Source organism: Mesorhizobium sp. P2_B11 (assembly GCF_056404855.1).
In genome coordinates this window covers 2501-20869 of sequence record NZ_JBFUDF010000017.1, presented here as the reverse complement: position 1 = coordinate 20869, position 18369 = coordinate 2501, and the positions used below count along the sequence as shown (strand labels likewise).

Here is an 18369-nt window from a genome sequence, read left to right as displayed (position 1 = left end):
AACCTCAATGCTTGATGCGGTCGCGCATGGCGTACCACAACATGCCCAGCACATAGAGCGGACCGCGCAGCGCCGTACCGCCCGGGAACGGCATCGGCGTCAGCGTCGAGAACAGGTCGAGCCGCAAAGCATCGCCGGTGATCGCTTCGGCGAGCAGCTTGCCTGACAGGGTCGACAGGATGACGCCCTTGCCGGAATAGCCATGCGCGAAATAGACGTCGCCATAATGCCCGACATGCGGCAGCCGCGATGTCGTCACAGAGACCAAGCCACCCCAGGCATGGTCGATGCGGCAGCCCTTCAGTTGCGGGAAAGTGGCTTCCATATGCGGCCGCACGAAGCCGGCAATGTCGGCCGGCGGCGACGGCGTGTAGCGCTCGCCGCCACCGAACAACAGCCGGCCGTCCGCCGACATGCGGTAGTAGTTGACGACGAAGCGCGTGTCCGACACCGCGACATTGGCCGGGATGACATTGCGTTTGCCCTCCAGCGGCTCGGTGGCGACGATGTAGTTGCCGACCGGCATGATGCGGCTGTTGACGCGCGGCTCCAGCCCGTGGAGCAACGCATCGCCGGCCAGCACGACATGCTTGGCCCGCACCGCACCCTTTGCCGTCGAGACCCGGATCGAAGGCTCGCGCTCCAGCTTCACCGCCACCGAGTTCTCATAGATGGTGACGCCAGCCGCCACGGCTGCGCGGGCAAGCCCGAGCGTATAGTTCAGCGGATGCATGTGGCCGCCGAGCGGCTCATACATTGCGCCGTGATAGGGCGTGTCGACCTTGGCCCGCGCGTCCGCCGCCGACAGGATCTCGACGTCGCGAAACTTCATTGCGGTCTCGAGGCACTTTGCCTCTTCCTCGAGATCTCTAAGGTCGGAGGCGTTGACCGCGCCGACGAGATGGCCGGTCAGACGGAGATCGCAATCGATGGCATGGCGCTCGATGATATCGAGCACCAGGCCGCGCGCCTCGAAGGCGAGATCGAACAGCACCTTCGCCCGCTCGGGGCCATAGAGCTTGACCAGCCCCTTGGCGCCCTTGCGCAGACCGGGGATCATCTGGCCGCCATTGCGGCCCGATGCCCCCCAGCCGATCTTACCGCCTTCGAGCAGCACCACTTTCAGGCCGCGCTCGGCGGCATGAAGAGCGGCCGACAGGCCCGTGCAGCCGCCGCCGACCACCACCAGGTCGGCGTCGACGTCGCCCACCAGCGCCGGATAGTCCGGCGCCGGATTGGCGGTGGCGACATAGTAGGATTTGCCGATATCGAGACCGGAATTGAAACCCGTTGAGCTGGAAGCCATGATCACACCTTCAACAGCAGGTGGTCGCGTTCCCAGCTCGTCACCACGCTCTGGAACAGGTCTAGCTCGACGCTCTTGACACGCAGATAGGTCTGGAAGAAATCCTCGCCAAGCAATGCCCGCACCGGCTCGCAAGCGGTGAAGCGGTCGAGCGCCTCCTCCATGGTTTTCGGCAGCGTGCTTTTGATCCTGTAGGCATTGCCCGTGGCTTCTGCAGAGCGCGCCAGCTTCTGCTCGATGCCGAGATAGCCGGCGAGCAGCGAGCCGGCGATCGCCAGATAGGGATTGCAATCCGCACCCGGCAGGCGGTTTTCCACGCGTCTTGCAGAGCGGCCACCGGCCGGCACGCGCAGGCCGCAGGAACGGTTGTCATGCGACCATTCGATGTTGGCCGGCGCGCTGTGGTTCGGCCTGATGCGACGGTACGAATTCACGTTCGGCGCAAACAGCGGCATGATTTCCGGCACATATTTCTGCAGGCCGCCGATGAAATGGCCGAACATCTCGGTGTCGGCATCGTCAGCGCCGGCAAACAGCGCGGCGCCCGTCTTCTCATCGACGACGGACATGTGCAGATGCATCGAGCTGCCCGCCTGCGCGGCGATCGGCTTGGCCATGAAGGTGGCATGCATGCCGCTCTGCTGCGCCGCCTGGCGCGTCAGCCGCTTGAACAGCAGCACCTGGTCGGCCAGCGGCACTGCGTCGCCATGCAGCAGATTGATCTCCAGCTGCGCCGTGCCGGATTCATGGATCAGCGTGTCGAGCGGCAGGCCGGCGGCCGCGGCATAGTCATAGACGCGCCTTATCACCGGCTCGAATTCTTCCAGCGCCACCATGTCATAGGGATGCTGAGAACCTTCGGCGCGGCCATTGGCACCGACCGGCGCGGTCAGCGGCTGGTCCGGATTGGGGTTGGGCGCGGTGAGATAGAATTCCACCTCAGGCGCCACCACAGCGCGCCAGCCGCGCTGGCGGTAGAGGTCGAGCACGGCGCGCAGCACATGACGCGGCGAAGCCATCCAGGGCCGGCCGTCCATGTGGAAAGCATCGGCGAAGACGTAGGCCTTGCCGGCGGCGCCGCCAGGCGCCAGGCACAGCGTCGAGACGTCGGGCACCATGCGCATATCTGGGTCCTGATAGGCAAAGCCCTCGTCGATCGAACCGGAATAGCGGCCATCGATGCTGACCAGGAAAGCGCTGCTCGGCAGATAGAGCGCGCGGTCTTCCAGCGCCTTGAGGAACTTTGTCGTCGGCAGCGCCTTGCCGCGCAGCACGCCGTTCATGTCCGGTACCAGGCACTCGACTTCGGTGATGCCGTGCTGGTTGAGCCAGCTCTTGGGATCGTTGCCGGTGAAGAGAGCGGTGTTTGTATTTTTGTCCTGCATTTTGGTTCACGTACCTATGAGAGAGAGTATGGCTTGCGCGGCCACATCCGTTCCAGGGGTCAGCGCCATCCGGGCTGCATTCTCCCTGAGGCGGGCGCGCATTTCATCGTCGGCCAGCAGGCCGAGAATGGCTCTCTCCAATCCCCCTTCGGTCCAGGCGTCGCGGCCGATATGGTCGCCTACGCCCGTCTCTCCCGCGCGTTGCGCATTGTCATGTCCATCCCAGCAATAGGGCATGATCAGCGACGGCACGCCAAAGCGCAGCGCCTCGCAAAAACTGTTGTTGCCTCCATGATGAATGAACAGGTCCGACTTCGCCACCACCGAAGGCTGCGGAAACCAGGCGTCGAGATAGACATTGTCCGGCACCGCGCGATAGGCGTCGCGCAGGCCGCCGACGTTGACGATGAAGCGCGCCGGCAGCCTGTCGAAGACGGCGAGCATGCGCTCGATCAACCCGACATCCATGGCGCCGAGACTGCCGAAGCTGACATAGACCAGCGGCCCGCCGTTGCGCGGAAACACCGGCACCTCGAACGGCCCTTCCGAGCGTACACAGCCTTCGAGATAGACGAAGCGCGCGGGGTCGAGCGGTTCGGCGCGCTCGCGCCGCACGATCGCCGGCGTCAAAAGCAGGTTGAGGTCGGGTGACGTCTCAAGGAACAGGCCCTTGGGCAAAGGCGCGAGACCAGCATCCGCGCGAAAACGGTTGAAGCGATCATGCGCCGGTGCGGAGGCCGAGAGATAGCGCGCTTCGAACACCGCGCGCTGCGGGTCGTCGGCCCCCATCCCCGAGAGATAGGGCGGCACTTCGGCATCGGGCAGTTCGGTCTCGGCACAGGAGACGACGCGCACCCACGGACATCCGGCGGCTGCGATCGCTGGAAACATGATGACGTTGTCGAGCACCACCGCGTCCGGCTTCAGCCGCGTCAACAACTGGCGCAAAGGCGCCTCGGCATTGACCGCAGTGTCGACGATCGCTTGCCAGGTCGGCGCGACATAGGTTTCGAGCTGGTCGATCGGGCTCAGCCGGAAATGCGGCAGATGCCGACGCACGAAGGCCTGCCAATAGCTCTGCCGCTCGCTGTCGCTCAGCGGCTCGTCGGTCGGCAGCTGGTATTCCTGGAAACCATAGTCGGCAAAGACGCCGGAGAACCCGGCATGGCAGATGAAGACAGGCCGGGCGCCCCGTGCGCGCAATGCCTGTGCGATACCGACGCAATTCAACGCGGCGCCGAAACTGGCTTCGGGAAACAGCGCGATGGTCGGGCTGGCTTTACGCGTCAATTATTCCTCTTCAGTCCGGCCGGCTGATCATGCCGAACAGTGCGGGCGCGCCGCGGCTGGCCGCCTGCGGTCGCTGGTTGCGGGAGAGCCGCAGGTGGATGCGAAGCAGGTCGGCAGCCACCTCATACTGCCGGCTTTCAAGATAGTCGAGTATGCCTAAGTGTTCGCGCAGCGATTGCCGCAGCCGGAAGACGTTGACGCCGGCGTAAATACCCGGCAGCCGGCGCAGGCGCAGATGATCGGCCAGCGCATCCGACACAAAGCGGTTGGCGCAGCCCTCGGCGATCATGCCGTGGAAATCCATGTCCAGCCGCTGGAACTCGCGCGTGTCCAAGGTCGCGTCCGGCAATGCCGAGAGCGCTTCCATACCCTGGCGCAACGCCGCCGCCCGCGCACCGTCCAGCCGGAAGCCGGGCGTCAGGATCGCCGCCGGCTCCATCAGCAGCCGGAACTCGTAGCTTTCGCCTTGCGCCTCCGGATCGTCCGGCGCGCGGCGAAACAGCCAGGACTGGCCGGGCGCACGGTCGAGCAGATTCTCTTCCGTCAGTTTATTCAACGCTTTTAGTACCGTCTTGCGATCGGCATCGTACCGCCGCATCAACCCGGCGACGGTCACCGTCTGGTCAAGTCTTCGCGCCGAGCGGTCGCGCAGGATCGCTTCGGCAAGCTCGTCTTCCTCGGCACTGGGAAGCTCGGCGGCAATGGCCGGCTGCGCGGCGAGGTCGACCGCCAGATGATAACCGGAATCGGCCTCCCAGCGCACGACACCTCGCTCTGCGAGCAGGCTGAGTGCGGCACGCACCGGTGTGCGCGAGACGTTGCACAGCGACGCGATCTGCTGCTCGGGCAGGCGGGCGCCAGGCTCGAAGCCGCGCTGGCGCGCGACATCGAGGATGCGCTGCGCCAGATCGAGATGGTTGGTGCGAGGTCGTCGGGCTGCGGCTTGCATGACAATTCTCGAATACCGAATGTGACCGCATGGGTTTGGCCGATCGCCAGTACGAGCACAATCGGTCAGATTCCTCGGTCGGGTGACAAATTATGGATTGACGTACTTTTTTCTGCAATAGTACTGTCAGCACAATCGGCAAGAAAGACCGAGGGAACAGGATCGAGGCAGCGGCGCGGGTCGCCGGCCTTGGTCCGACGAATGATTTCGACGATCAACCGAATGGGAGTCTGCCATGACCGCTACCAGCCTGCGGCGCCGTGCGCTCAAAATATCCTCAATCGCTCTCGGCCTCGCCATGGCGCTGTCGGCGCCGGCGACGGCCGCCGACCTCGTCATCTCCAACTGGGACGGCTACATGGCGCCCGATGCCATGGCCGCCTTCAAGACCGCCACCGGCGTTTCCGGCGAAGTGGTGGTGCACGCCACCAATGAAGAGATCATGGGCAAGCTGATTGCCGCCGGCGGCAAGGGCTATGACGTGGTCTTCGTCTCCTCGCCCTTCGCCGAAGTGCTGAACAAGCTCGGCCTGACCGAGCCGATCGACCACGCCAAGATCCCCAACCTCGCCAACCTCTATCCCGAAGCGACCAAGCTGCCGCATGATGTCGGCAACGCTTTCTCCGTCCCCTACACCTGGGGCACGACCGGCCTTTGCTACCGCTCGGATCTGGTCAAGACGGCGCCAACCAGCTGGAGCGACCTGCTGGCGCCTTCCGACGACCTCAAGGGCAAGACCACCATGCTGGCGACTGATCGCTGGCTGCTGGCCGCCGGGCAGCTCGACAAGGGCTATTCCGTCAACGAGACCGATCCGGCCAAGATGGCCGAGGTCAAGGACCTCTTGATCTCGGCCAAGAAGACCTTGCTCGCCTATGACGACACCACCTTCTACTCCAAGCTGGTGTCCGGCGAGGCGCTGCTGGTGCAGGCCTGGGACGGCTGGTGCAATTACGGCATCGCCGAAAAGCCGGAGATCAAATACGTCATCCCGAAGGAAGGTTCGGACCTGTGGGTCGACACGATGGTGGTGATGAAGGCGTCGGAGCACAAGGACGACGCCTTCAAGTTCATCAACTTCATGCTCGACGCCAAGAACCACGCCTGGGCGGCGCAGAACATCGACTACAAGGTGCCGAACAAGCCGGCGATGGAAAGCCTGCCGGCAGACTTCCTGGCAAAGTTCCCCAATATGGCGATGCCGGTGGCCGACCTCGTCAAGTTCGAACAGTTGCGTGACGTCGGCGAAGCCCAGCGCGACTATTCCAAGATCGTCAGCGAGATCAAGGCCGCGCAGTAAGCGGCGCAGACTTCACGGCCGGCGGTGCTTCTGCCGCCGGTCCTGAGCGGTACCTGAAGAATTGTCCCAGACCCGACTTCGCTCCTCCCTGCTGATGGCCCCGGCGCTGGTCTGGCTGACCGCGCTGATGGTGGTGCCGTGCGCATTGGTGCTGGCGCTCGCCTTCTTCCGGCGCGGCATCTATGGCGGCATCGACTACACTTTTACGCTGGAGAATTTCGGGCTGGTCTTCGACCCGCTCTATGCCGGGATATTCCTGAAGTCCGCGCGCATTGCCGGCACCGCGACGCTGATCGCCGTGGTGATCGGCTATGCCGCCGCTTATGCCATCGCTGCGGCCCCGCGCCGGTGGCAGCCAATTTTCCTGTTCTTCGCCGTGCTGCCCTTCTGGTCTAACTATCTGATCCGCACCTATGCCTGGATCGTGCTGCTCAACCGAGAAGGCCTGATCACCCAGCTCTTGCGCTGGTTCGGCTACACCGGCGAGCCGCCCTCGATGCTCTACACCGAAGGCGCAGTCATCGCCGGCCTCGTCTACAACTATCTGCCCTTCGTCATCCTCGCCTGCTACGCGCCGCTGTCGCGCCTCAACCCGGAACTGGCCGAAGCCTCGCGCGATCTCGGCGCGTCCGCCGCCACCACATTTCGCCGTGTCATCCTGCCGCTGACGGTGCCGGGCATCGCCGCCGGTGCCGTCTTCGTCTTCGTGCTGTCGATCGGCAATTTCGTCACCCCGGCGCTGCTCGGTGGCGGCCGTTTCCAGATGATCGGCAATCTCGTCTACGACCAGTTCCTGACCGCCAATGACTGGCCGTTCGGCGCCGCACTCGCCATGGCGCTGATCGCCATCATGCTCCTGGTGCTGATGGCGCAGGCGCTGGCCGCTGACCGCGCCGCAGGGCGGGCAGCAGAGGCGAGCGGAGGCACCGATGGCTGAGCGCTCCCCCGCGACGCGGCGCACGCTATGGCTTGTGCTCACCCTCGTCTTCGCCTTCCTCTACATCCCGATCGCCGTGCTGGTGGCTTTGTCCTTCAACGAAGGCGGGCTGCCGACGGCGTGGTCGGGCTTTTCGCTGAAATGGTATATTTCGCTGGCCAGCAATTCCGCCATCCTGTCGGCAGCGCTCAACACGCTGATCGTGGCATTGGTCTCCACGGCCATCGCCACGCTGCTCGGCACGCTGCTAGCCATCGGCGTCGAGATGCGCCGGCAATACGGCAAGGGGCTCGAAGCGCTGATCTTCGCGCCGATGATTATACCCGACATTGTGCTCGCAATCGCGCTGCTGTCGTTCTTTTCCATGCTCAATTTGACCATGGGCCTGCACACCATCATTCTCGCCCATGTCGTCTTCAACCTTGCCTTCGTCTGCTCGGTGGTGCGTGCAAGGCTGAAGAGTTTCGACTGGTCGATCGTCGAGGCCTCCGCCGATCTCGGCGCCTCCGCCATCACCACTTTCCGGCGCGTGACCTTGCCGGTCATCCTGCCGGCGGTCATCGCCGGCGCACTGCTTGCTTTCACGCTGTCGGTCGACGAGTTCATCATCGCCTTCTTCACCGCCGGCGCCGGCCGAGCCTCGACCACGCTGCCGATGCAGATCTACGCCATGATCCGCTTCGGCATCACGCCGGAGATCAATGCGCTGGCGACCATCGTCATGGCGGTCTCGATCACCGCGCTCACCCTGTCGCAGCGGCTCAACCGTGGGATCATCGGCCAATGAGCGAACCGCGCACGCTGCTCGCCATCGACCATGTGTCGAAGAATTTCGGCCGCGTCACCGCCGTCGACGGCATCTCGCTCGATATCAGGGAAAACGAGTTCTTCGCGCTGCTCGGCCCCTCCGGCTGCGGCAAGACCACGCTGCTGCGCATGCTCGCGGGCTTCGAGACGCCCAGCGACGGCCGCATCCTGCTCGACGGCAAAGACATCGCCCGCACCCCGCCCAACAAGCGGCCGGTCAATCTGATGTTCCAGTCCTATGCGTTGTTCCCGCATATGAGTGTCCGCGCCAATGTCTCATACGGCCTCGAAATGGAGCATCTTCCGAAGGCTGAAATTCGCTCCCGCGTCGATGCCATCCTGGCCACCACCGAGCTCGTCCCCTTCGCCGACCGCAAACCCGAGCAATTGTCGGGCGGCCAGAAGCAGCGCGTCGCGCTCGCCCGCGCGCTGGTTAAGCGGCCACGGCTGCTGCTGCTCGACGAACCGCTCGGCGCCCTCGACAAGAAACTGCGCGGCGCCATGCAGCTGGAGCTGAAGCGGCTGCAGCACGAGGTCGGCATCACCTTCGTCATCGTCACCCACGACCAGGAGGAATCGCTGGTCATGGCCGACCGCATGGCGGTGCTGAAGGACGGCAGGCTGCTGCAATGCGACACGCCGCACGCGATCTACGAACATCCGGCCGACCGTTTCGTCGCCGACTTCATCGGCGTGATGAATTTCGTGCCGGGTAAAGCCACAGCTGACGGCGTGATCGCCGCGAACGGCGCGCGCATTACCGGCAAGGTTCCTGCAACGCTCACACCAAGCGCATCAGCGGTGGCTTCTGTGCGGCCCGAGCGCATTCGGTTGTTCCCGTCAGACAAGACCGCGAACCGCACCACCGGCACGGTCGAGGCGCTGGCCTATCACGGGCTCGACCTGCAGCTGCATGTTCGCACGCCCTTGTCGCCCAAACCGTTTCTGGTGCGCGTCACCGCCGATGCCGCAGATCGCCGGCCGGTCGCGTCGGGCGACCAGGTCGAACTCGGCTGGGATGCCGCCGATGTCAGAATTTTCAAGGAATAGGAGAAGCCAGATGGCGCAGAAGACGATCGCGTTTTTTCCGGAGGCAGCCTACGGCCCGGCGCTCAATTCCGTCGGTATCGCGCAAGCCGTCGAGGCGCGCGGCCACAAGGCCGTGTTCCTGTCCGACCCGGGCTTTGTGGACGTCTACAAGGGCTACGGCTTCGAAGCGCATCCGGTGAACCTGTCGGAGCCGATGCCGCCCGAGCAGATGGCGAAATTCTGGGAGGATTTCATCAACGGCCACATCCCGAATTTTCGCAAGTCGCCCTACGACCAGGTCGACAATTATGTGAAGGATTGCTGGACCGCGATCGTCGACAGCGCCAAATGGGCGCAGAAGGATCTGCCGCGCGTTCTGGCCGCCATCAAGCCGGATGTGATCTGCGTCGACAATGTCATCCTGTTCCCGGCGATCAAGCAGTTCGGCAAGCCCTGGGTGCGCGTCATCTCCTGCTCGGAAAACGAGATCGAGGATGAGGATATCCCGCCGCATCTCTCCGGCTGCGGCGAGAACGACCATGTCGGCCACCAGCGCTACCGCGATCACTTCAACGCCGTGATCAAACCGATCCATGACGACTTCAACGCCTTCCTCACCGCCAACAATGAGGCGCCCTACCCGATCGGCCAGTTCTTCGAGGCCTCGCCCTATCTCAATCTGCTGCTTTATCCCGAAGCGGCAAAATTCAAGCGCCGCCATCCGCTCGACCCGGCGAAGTTCCAGTATCTCGAAGGCTGTGTGCGGCAGGAAAAGCCATACACCGTGCCGACCTTCGCCGAGAACAATGACGGGCCACTGCTCTATGTCTCCTTCGGTAGCCTGGGCGCCGGCGATGTCGATCTGTTGAAGCGCATCATCGCGACGCTGGGCAAGACCCGCTACCGCGCACTGGTCAATGTCGGCGGCTACAAGGACCAGTACACGGATGTGCCCGGCAACGTCATTGTCGAGAGCTGGTTCCCGCAGCCGTCGGTCATCCCGCAGGTCGATGCGGTGATCCACCATGGCGGCAACAACTCGTTCACCGAATGCCTCTATTTCGGCAAGCCGGCCATCATCATGCCCTATGTCTGGGACGGCCACGACAACGCCACCCGCGTCCAGGAAACCGGCCACGGCTTCGGCATGCCGCGCTACGACTGGAGCGATGCCCAGCTGGTCAGCCGGATCGAGACCTGCCTGACCGACCCGAAGATGAAGGCCAAGCTGGCGAAGACCTCGGCGCAGATGCAGGCGCAGAACGGTCCGGAAAAGGCCGCCGGCCTGCTGGAGGCGCTGCTGTGACCTCGTCTGCACCGCACCTCTACCAGGCCTCGACCCGCACCGACCTCGTCGACTGGGGCGCGCAAGCCGATGCGCTGGACGGCGCTTCGCACTCGACCGGCAGGCTGGTGCACAAAGGGCCGAACAACCAGCCGGAATCCGGTATCTGGGTGTGCACGCCCGGCCGCTGGCGGTTGAGCATTCCGCGCGACGAATTGTGCCATTTCGTCGCCGGCCGCGCGACCTACCGGTCGGATGTCGGCGAGGTGATAGAAGTCGCAGCCGGAACCGTGGTGATGTTCCCTGCCGGCTGGACAGGCGAATGCACCGTGCATGACACCATGCGCAACGTCTACATGCTGGCCTGAACAGCAACGGAGCAGACTATATGACGACACCGCACTGGCCAAAGGCCTCGACCGTGGAACTGGAGGATTGGGGCGCGGGCAGCAATGCGCTTGCCGGTTCGCCACGTGCCGCGGGCAAAATCCTGTCGCAGAACCCGGACGGTTCGAGCGAATGCGGCCTGTGGTCGTGCACGCCCGGCTCGCGAAAAGTCACCTTTGTCGCCGACGAGTTTTGCCATTTCTTGTCGGGTCGCGGAACTTATGTCCACGAAAATGGCGAAGAGATCCCGGTCGAGGCCGGCACGCTGGTGTTCTTCCCCGCCGGCTGGACCGGCACGTCCATTGTCACCCAAACGCTGACCAAAGCCTTCATGTGCCGCTGAGCACTTTATTCAAGGAAACGCTATGACCACGCCCATCATGCAATCCCCGCTTACCATCACCGACCTCGTCGACTGGGGCGTTATCCCGACCATGATCGAGGGGCAATCCCACACCTCGGGCAAGCTGCTCTACAAGGGACCGGAAGGCCGCTCTGAATGCGGCCTGTGGGTCTGCACGCCCGGCAAATGGCACTGCCACGTCACCCGCGACGAGTTCTGCCACTTCCTCGAGGGCCGCTGCACCTATATCCACGAATCCGGCGAAGTGATCGAGATCAAGCCGGACACGGCCGCCTTCTTCCCGCAGGACTGGAAGGGCGTCTGCACCGTCCATGAGACCATCAAGAAGGTCTACATGATCCGCTGAGCGGGTCTCGAGAGGACGACCATGGATTTCTCCGCTGACCGGCCGACCTTCTTCGTCAATCCGGACTACCGGCCGATGACCGGTGCGGCAAAACCGGTGATCGATCCGGCGACGCTGGAAACCGTCGGCGCCATCGCCGCGGCCAGCGATGGTGAGATCGACGCTGTGCTCAACGCCGCAACCACGGCGCAGGCCGCGTGGAAAAAGCTCGACGCCAAGAGCCGCGCAAAGCACCTGCATGCGGTCGCAAACGCCATCGAGGCGGCCGACTTCACCCGCTGCGCCGAGCTGATGGTGCGCGAGATGGGCAAGCCCTATCCGGAGGCGATCGGCGAGATCGCCAATTGTGCGCCGATCTTTCGCTATTACGCCGAGATGGCTCGCGACGACGCCGGCAAAATCGCCGGCACGACGCAGCCCGGTTCGTTCCAATATGCGCGCTACGAGCCGTACGGCGTCTCCGTGCATATCATGCCCTACAATTTTCCGATCCTGTTGATGTGCTGGACGGTGGCCGCGTCGCTTGCCGCCGGCAATGCCTGCATCATCAAGCCGGCCGAGGCGACGACGCTGTCGACGCTGGACTACATGACCGTGTTCCGCTCACTGCCGGAAGGGCTGATCTCCTGCCTGCCGGGCGCAGCCGCCACCGCTCAGGCGCTGACCGCGTCCGACCGCACCCACGCCGTTGCTTTCACCGGCTCGGTCGCTGCCGGCAAGGCGGTGGCGGTCGCTTGCGCCGAACGCATGAAGCCGTGCGTCATCGAAGCCGGCGGCAGCGATCCGCTGATCATCAGCAAGCACGCCCCGCTAGAGGTCGCGGCGGCCGGTTCTGTCACGGCCGCCTTCCATCTCACCGGCCAGGTCTGCACGTCGGCCGAGCGCTTCTTCGTCGTCGATTCGGTGCACGACCGCTTCGTCGACCTGTTTGCCGAGAAGACGCGGGCGCTGCGCATCGGCAATGGCATGGACAAGACCGAGATCGGTCCGCTGGTCAGCGAGGCCGCCCGGGCGAAGGTGATGCGGCTGGTCGACGATGCCATTCGCAGCGGCGCCAAAGCAATCACAGGAGGGCGCATCCCGCCGGCGCACAACACCGGCTGGTTCTATGAACCGACGATCCTGACCGGCGTCACGCCCGATATGGCGATCGTGCGCGAGGAATGTTTTGGACCGGTCGCCGCGATCTGCCGCGTGAAAGATTTCGACGAGGCGATTCGCCTCGCCAATGACAGCCCGTTCGGGCTCGGCGCCTCTGTCTTCACCACCGACCTTGCCGAAGCGCATGAGGCGGCCGAGCGGCTCGAAGCCGGCATGGTCTGGGTCAACAACCCGCTGATCGACAATGACGCGCTGCCCTTCGGCGGCTGGAAGGCCTCAGGCCTTGGCCGCGAGCTCGGCCGCCAGGGGCTGGACGCCTTCCGCCGCTCCAAGATGGTCATCATCGACCACAAGCCTGAGATTCAGGGCTGGTGGTATCCCTACCCCGACAGCTGGTTCCGCGAGACTGGCGGCCGCAAGCACATATGAGGTGATCCGGCAGGGCTTTGCGTCCGCCGATGCAATACCACTCGCTCGCCTTGATTGGCTGCTTTGCCAACCAATGGCGCCGCTCGGCGACAAGCTGTCCACAGGCGCCGGCTGCACATTGCACCCTGGCCACTGCAGGCTTAAACCCGGGGTGGGCGCAAGAGGAGACAACAGCGACAATGACCGATGCGAAACAGGAAACGGCCCCGACCCCGGCGGTCAACGCGCTGCCATTGTTCTACGCAAAGCCCGAGGCGCTCAATCCGCTGCGGCACGGCTCGCTTGGCCTGGCCGCGCGGGCCGATTTCTCCTTTGCCCGTACCGCACACGCCATCCCCGTCGTCGCCTCGGAAATGCCGGCTGCGATGCGCTCCTACCCCATCGTCTTCATCGGCGACGCCAAGGCGCCGGTGATCATCACCGGCCTGCGCCAGGACCAGAACCTGTTCGTCGGCGCCGACGGCAAATGGGCGGAGCCGCATTACATCCCCGCCTATGTCCGCCGCTACCCCTTCATCCTGGCCGATGAATCGAAGACGACAGGCCGCCTGACGCTGTGCATCGACCGCGCCAGCGAACGCGTCGTCGAGCAGGCATCGTCGCGCGCGGGCGGCGACAAAATCGTGCCCTTCTTCGACGGGAACGAGGCGGCCGAAGCCTCGAAACAGGCGCTCGCCTTCTGCAGCCAGTTCCAGACCGACTTCAATGCGACGCGTGCCATGGTCGACAAGATCGACGCGCACGGCCTCTTCGCGCCGCGCCAGAGCAAGGTGACGCTGGAAGGCGGCGAGACCCTCAACCTCACCGACTTCCAGGTGATCGACGAGCCGGCCTTCAACAAATTGAGCGACGAGGCGTTTCTCGACCTCAGGAAATCGGGCGCGCTGGCGCTGCTCTATTGCCATCTCGCCTCGAGCAACAGCTGGACCTCGCTGGTTTATCAGGCATCGTTGCGGAAATAGGCGGGCAGGCGGCCGCACATAAAGCGGCCTGCGCAAGGCGGGCCATTTGGATTTGAACCCAGGATCAGAAAGTAAGTTTAGGCTTACTGATAGCGCACTAAGTGGTCGCCATGCGATTGAGGCGGATTTCCTCTCATGCTGCGGGGATGAAGCCGCTCCGACCGTATCGGCAGATCTCGCTGATCGCGCAAATCTCGGTCGCCTGGACGTCGCGCTCGGCGTGGCCTCGCTCAGCCGATGACCGCGACCGCATCGACTTCTATCAGGTAGCCAGGAGACATCACAGCGATCCCGACCACGACGTTTGCTGGTTTGTGATCCCCGAACAGCTCGATCTGGGCCTGTTCGATGATCGGCACGTGTTCGTCGCGTTTGTAATCGACGATGTAGATTGTGATCTTGCAGACATGCTCAGGCCGAGCGCCGGCAGCAGCAAGCGCACGGCCCAGATTCCCGAATGCCAGGCGCGCCTGGGCTGCGAAATCACCATGGCCAACGAGCTTGCCGTGGATGTCCTCCGGCTGCTGGCCCGAGACGAACACCAGCTTGCTTCCTGTCGCGACGACGACCTGGCTGTAGATTTCCGGAACGGGCAGATCTTTGGGATTGATGCATTCGAGCGGCATTGAGGTGGTCTCCTGCTATGGCTGAATGGCGTGGATCAAAATACGAGGGCCTGTTTGCGGATCTACGACATTGTCGTCGGAGCGGGCGCTCCGTCACAATCTCACTCGAACAACCGCAAGCGTTCGCCTCACTTGAACAACCGCGAGCGTCCGCATTTCAGCACGCTGCGCACTGTTCCGCTCCGTCTCGTCGAGAAGGCAACAGGGTTAAGTCAGGCTGCGATACGCTCCGCGTCGAGCATGGTGCAGTATGGACCTTCGGCCAGACGGAATGTCGCCGATAGGCTCAAGCGGGCAGCGGCGGTTGAACCAGCCCGGCCGCTGTCAGCCGCAAACGCAAAAAGGCCCGCGTGATGCGGGCCTTTTTTGGATTTGGTTGCGGGGACAGGATTTGAACCTGTGACCTTCAGGTTATGAGCCTGACGAGCTACCGGGCTGCTCCACCCCGCGTCAACTTTGTGTAGGCCGGTGCGTTTAGATAGGCTGGCCTATAGATATGTAGATGGCTGACCAAATGAAAGGGCCGCTTGCGCGGCCCGATGTCCCTTGGCGGGCCGATCGTAATGAGAAGATTTCGCTTCATCCAATTTCCGGATGTAAGCAACGTGCGTTTAGCAGACCTGGCAGCGACCTACTCTCCCGCGTCTTGAGACGAAGTACCATCAGCGCTGGAGCGTTTCACGGCCGAGTTCGGAATGGGATCGGGTGCAGCCGCTCCGCCATAACCACCAGGTCGGCAAAACGCACGTTATTCGAGAAGCTTTTGAGCGATTGGCCACGAGATTGCATCAGGCGTAATGCCTGGGGCTCTGTCGGAGCTTTTCGCTGGTCTTTGTTGTGCCATCCATTTTTTCAAATGGGCATAAGGAATGAGAACGATCAAGCCGATCGAACTATTAGTACCGGTAAGCTTCAAGCGTTGCCGCTCTTCCACACCCGGCCTATCAACGTGGTCGTCTTCCACGGTTCTCAGGGAATACTCGTTTTAAGGTGGGTTTCCCGCTTAGATGCCTTCAGCGGTTATCCCGTCCGGATATAGCTACCCTGCTATGCGGCTGGCGCCACAACAGGTCCACCAGAGATCCGTCCATCCCGGTCCTCTCGTACTAGGGACAGATCCTTTCAATATTCCTACACCCACGGCAGATAGGGACCGAACTGTCTCACGACGTTCTGAACCCAACTCACGTACCGCTTTAAATGGCGAACAGCCATACCCTTGGGACCTGCTCCAGCCCCAGGATGCGATGAGTCGACATCGAGGTGCCAAACAACCCCGTCGATATGGACTCTTGGGGGTCATCAGCCTGTTATCCCCGGCGTACCTTTTATCCGTTGAGCGATGGCCCTTCCACGCGGGACCACCGGATCACTATGACCGACTTTCGTCTCTGCTCGACTTGTCAGTCTCGCAGTCAGGCAGGCTTATGCCATTGCACTCAGCGAACGATTTCCGACCGTTCTGAGCCCACCATCGCGCGCCTCCGTTACTCTTTAGGAGGCGACCGCCCCAGTCAAACTACCCACCATACATTGTCCCGGACCCGGATAACGGGCCGCGGTTAGACATCCATAGTAATAAGGGTGGTATTTCAAGGGTGGCTCCACCTGAGCTGGCGCCCAGGTTTCAAAGCCTACCACCTATCCTACACATGCCACTACGAATGCCAATGTAAAGCTATAGTAAAGGTGCACGGGGTCTTTCCGTCTAACCGCAGGAACCCCGCATCTTCACGGGGAATTCAATTTCACTGAGTCTATGCTGGAGACAGCGGGGAAGTCGTTACGCCATTCGTGCAGGTCGGAACTTACCCGACAAGGAATTTCGCTACCTTAGGACCGTTATAGTTACGGCCGCCGTTTACTGGGGCTTCGATTCAGAGCTTGCACCCCTCCTCTTAACCTTCCAGCACCGGGCAGGCGTCAGACCCTATACGTCGTCTTGCGACTTCGCAGAGCCCTGTGTTTTTGATAAACAGTCGCTACCCCCTGGTCTGTGCCACCCTCCTCTACTTGCGTAGAAAAGGGTCACGCTTCTTCCGAAGTTACGCGTGCAATTTGCCGAGTTCCTTCAGCATAGTTCTCTCAAGCGCCTTGGTATACTCTACCTGACCACCAGTGTCGGTTTCGGGTACGGTTTATAAGGAGGAGCTATTTCCTGGAACCGCTCCGCTGCCCGTTCAATCCGATAAGATTGGACAACTTGTGCGATCCGTCACTACCTCCAAGCCCACGAATATTAACGTGGTTCCCATCGACTACGCGTTTCCGCCTCGTCTTAGGGGCCGGCTAACCCTGCTCAGATTAGCTTTAAGCAGGAACCCTTGGTCTTTCGGCGGGGGAGTCTCTCACTCCCCTTACGTTACTCATGTCAGCATTCGCACTTCTGATACCTCCACCACCCCTCACGGGTATGGCTTCATCAGCTTACAGAACGCTCCGCTACCGCTTGGCCCTTGCGGACCAAACCCTAAGCTTCGGTGTATGGCTTTAGCCCCGTTACATTTTCGGCGCAAAGACCCTTATTTAGACCAGTGAGCTGTTACGCTTTCTTTAAATGATGGCTGCTTCTAAGCCAACATCCTGGTTGTTTTGGGATCCTCACATCCTTTCCCACTTAGCCATAACTTGGGGACCTTAGCTGTAGGTCAGGGTTGTTTCCCTTTTCACGACGGACGTTAGCACCCGCCGTGTGTCTGCCGACTAGTACTCCCAGGTATTCGGAGTTTGGTTAGGTTTGGTAATCCGGTGAGGACCCCTAGCCCATCCAGTGCTCTACCCCCTGGGGTATTCGGTCGACGCTCTACCTAAATAGATTTCGCGGAGAACCAGCTATTTCCGAGTTTGATTGGCCTTTCACCCCTAGCCACAAGTCATCCCGAACTATTGCAACAGTTATGGGTTCGGTCCTCCAGTAAGTGTTACCTTACCTTCAACCTGCTCATGGCTAGATCACTCGGTTTCGGGTCTAATGCGACGAACTGAACGCCCTGTTCAGACTCGCTTTCGCTGCGCCTACACCTATCGGTTTAAGCTTGCTCGTCACACTAAGTCGCTGACCCATTATACAAAAGGTACGTGGTCACCCTTGCGGGCTCCCACTGTTTGTAGGCAATCGGTTTCAGGTACTCTTTCACTCCCCTTGTCGGGGTGCTTTTCACCTTTCCCTCACGGTACTAGTTCGCTATCGGTCATGCACGAGTACTTAGGCTTGGAAGGTGGTCCTCCCAATTTCAGACAGGATTTCACGTGTCCCGCCTTACTCGAGGACGATTGATTGCATTACGCGTACGGGGCTGTCACCCACTATGGCCCTACTTTCCAGAAGGTTCCGCTTGTCTCTCAATCGCCACTGGCCTGGTCCGGGTTCGCTCGCCACTACTTCCGGAGTCTCGGTTGATGTCCTTTCCTACGGGTACTTAGATGTTTCAGTTCCCCGCGTTCGCCACTTTATCCCTATGTATTCAGGATAAGTTACCTATTATCGATACTTGGAAACCACAGTAGCAGATCGCTCTGCTACTCTGATTTTCCAAGTACCTTAGGTGGGTTTCCCCATTCGGAAATCTACGGATCAAAGGGTATTCGCACCTCCCCGTAGCTTATCGCAGCGTATCACGTCCTTCATCGCCTGTGCATGCCAAGGCATCCACCAATTGCCCTTAAGACACTTGATCGTTCTCATTGCCAATGCCCACCCGCGCGCTCCCGAGGGAACGACGCCTGAACCAGATCCTGTGCGGGATCCAATTCGATGTCATTGGCACAAAAAGACCAGCTTCTCGAGATCGGTTCGAGGGCGCGGTTAGGCAAACCCATCATATGCAGGAGATTGAGCGTCTCCTGCGACAAATCACGAACCTTTC

General features: G+C 61.9%; 15 protein-coding genes, 1 tRNA gene and 2 rRNA genes. 10 read left to right on the top strand and 8 right to left on the bottom strand.

Annotated features, from left to right (window positions below):
- Window positions 1–4: 4 nt before the first annotated feature.
- The 4 genes from AC1DYJ_RS31400 to AC1DYJ_RS31385 are packed head-to-tail and all read right to left on the bottom strand — an operon-like array spanning window position 5 to window position 4930.
- The gene (locus AC1DYJ_RS31400; RefSeq protein WP_477289242.1) at window positions 5–1306 is read right to left on the bottom strand and encodes an NAD(P)/FAD-dependent oxidoreductase; all 1302 of its coding nucleotides are present in this window, start codon (window positions 1304–1306) and stop codon (window positions 5–7) included.
- 2 nt (window positions 1307–1308) lie between these two features.
- Window positions 1309–2691 carry a glutamine synthetase family protein gene (locus tag AC1DYJ_RS31395; RefSeq protein WP_477289240.1) on the bottom strand — a complete coding sequence of 461 codons (1383 nt, stop codon included), beginning with the start codon at window positions 2689–2691 and terminating at the stop codon, window positions 1309–1311.
- Between the two features lie 6 nt (window positions 2692–2697).
- Window positions 2698–3981, bottom strand: a complete 1284-nt coding sequence (locus tag AC1DYJ_RS31390) for a glycosyltransferase (protein WP_477289238.1) — start codon at window positions 3979–3981, stop codon at window positions 2698–2700.
- 10 nt (window positions 3982–3991) lie between these two features.
- Window positions 3992–4930: a GntR family transcriptional regulator gene (locus AC1DYJ_RS31385; RefSeq protein WP_477289237.1), complete on the bottom strand. Its 939-nt coding sequence runs from the start codon at window positions 4928–4930 to the stop codon at window positions 3992–3994.
- A 235-nt stretch (window positions 4931–5165) separates the two neighbouring features.
- Between AC1DYJ_RS31385 and AC1DYJ_RS31380 the strand changes: the two genes are divergently transcribed.
- The 10 genes from AC1DYJ_RS31380 to AC1DYJ_RS31335 all read left to right on the top strand — a co-directional run bounded on the left by AC1DYJ_RS31380 (window position 5166) and on the right by AC1DYJ_RS31335 (window position 13877).
- Complete coding sequence (locus AC1DYJ_RS31380; protein ID WP_477289235.1) at window positions 5166–6230, top strand: polyamine ABC transporter substrate-binding protein; 1065 nt, start codon at window positions 5166–5168, stop codon at window positions 6228–6230.
- A gap of 94 nt (window positions 6231–6324) precedes the next feature.
- Entirely contained in the window at window positions 6325–7167 is an 843-nt protein-coding gene (locus AC1DYJ_RS31375; protein ID WP_477426383.1) for an ABC transporter permease, read from the top strand.
- Window positions 7160–7954 carry an ABC transporter permease gene (locus AC1DYJ_RS31370; protein ID WP_477289233.1) on the top strand — a complete coding sequence of 265 codons (795 nt, stop codon included), beginning with the start codon at window positions 7160–7162 and terminating at the stop codon, window positions 7952–7954. Before AC1DYJ_RS31375 ends, AC1DYJ_RS31370 begins: the two co-directional genes overlap by 8 nt.
- Window positions 7951–9024 (top strand): ABC transporter ATP-binding protein, encoded by a 1074-nt coding sequence (locus AC1DYJ_RS31365; protein ID WP_477289231.1) that lies wholly within the window; start codon window positions 7951–7953, stop codon window positions 9022–9024. Before AC1DYJ_RS31370 ends, AC1DYJ_RS31365 begins: the two co-directional genes overlap by 4 nt.
- Before the next feature lie 10 nt (window positions 9025–9034).
- The gene (locus AC1DYJ_RS31360) at window positions 9035–10309 is read left to right on the top strand and encodes a glycosyltransferase (RefSeq protein WP_477289229.1); all 1275 of its coding nucleotides are present in this window, start codon (window positions 9035–9037) and stop codon (window positions 10307–10309) included.
- On the top strand, window positions 10306–10656 hold the full coding sequence (locus AC1DYJ_RS31355; RefSeq protein ID WP_477289227.1) for a cupin domain-containing protein: 351 nt from the start codon (window positions 10306–10308) through the stop codon (window positions 10654–10656). Before AC1DYJ_RS31360 ends, AC1DYJ_RS31355 begins: the two co-directional genes overlap by 4 nt.
- Before the next feature lie 20 nt (window positions 10657–10676).
- On the top strand, window positions 10677–11018 hold the full coding sequence (locus AC1DYJ_RS31350; protein ID WP_477289225.1) for a cupin domain-containing protein: 342 nt from the start codon (window positions 10677–10679) through the stop codon (window positions 11016–11018).
- Window positions 11019–11040: 22 nt separating this feature from the next.
- Window positions 11041–11385: a cupin domain-containing protein gene (locus tag AC1DYJ_RS31345; RefSeq protein WP_477289223.1), complete on the top strand. Its 345-nt coding sequence runs from the start codon at window positions 11041–11043 to the stop codon at window positions 11383–11385.
- Window positions 11386–11406: 21 nt separating this feature from the next.
- Entirely contained in the window at window positions 11407–12915 is a 1509-nt protein-coding gene (locus AC1DYJ_RS31340) for an aldehyde dehydrogenase family protein (protein WP_477426379.1), read from the top strand.
- Window positions 12916–13094: 179 nt separating this feature from the next.
- A complete protein-coding gene (locus tag AC1DYJ_RS31335) occupies window positions 13095–13877 on the top strand; it encodes a SapC family protein (protein WP_477289220.1) in 783 nt (260 codons plus the stop codon).
- Between the two features lie 230 nt (window positions 13878–14107).
- On the opposite strand, the gene AC1DYJ_RS31330 is transcribed toward AC1DYJ_RS31335, so the two are convergent.
- From AC1DYJ_RS31330 to AC1DYJ_RS31315, 4 genes are all read right to left on the bottom strand, one after another.
- The gene (locus AC1DYJ_RS31330) at window positions 14108–14503 is read right to left on the bottom strand and encodes a RidA family protein (protein WP_477289218.1); all 396 of its coding nucleotides are present in this window, start codon (window positions 14501–14503) and stop codon (window positions 14108–14110) included.
- 373 nt (window positions 14504–14876) lie between these two features.
- Window positions 14877–14953: transfer RNA gene (locus AC1DYJ_RS31325), tRNA-Met, on the bottom strand.
- A 168-nt stretch (window positions 14954–15121) separates the two neighbouring features.
- A 5S ribosomal RNA gene (gene rrf / locus AC1DYJ_RS31320) occupies window positions 15122–15236 on the bottom strand.
- A 142-nt stretch (window positions 15237–15378) separates the two neighbouring features.
- Window positions 15379–18180, bottom strand: a 23S ribosomal RNA gene (locus AC1DYJ_RS31315).
- Window positions 18181–18369 lie beyond the last annotated feature (189 nt).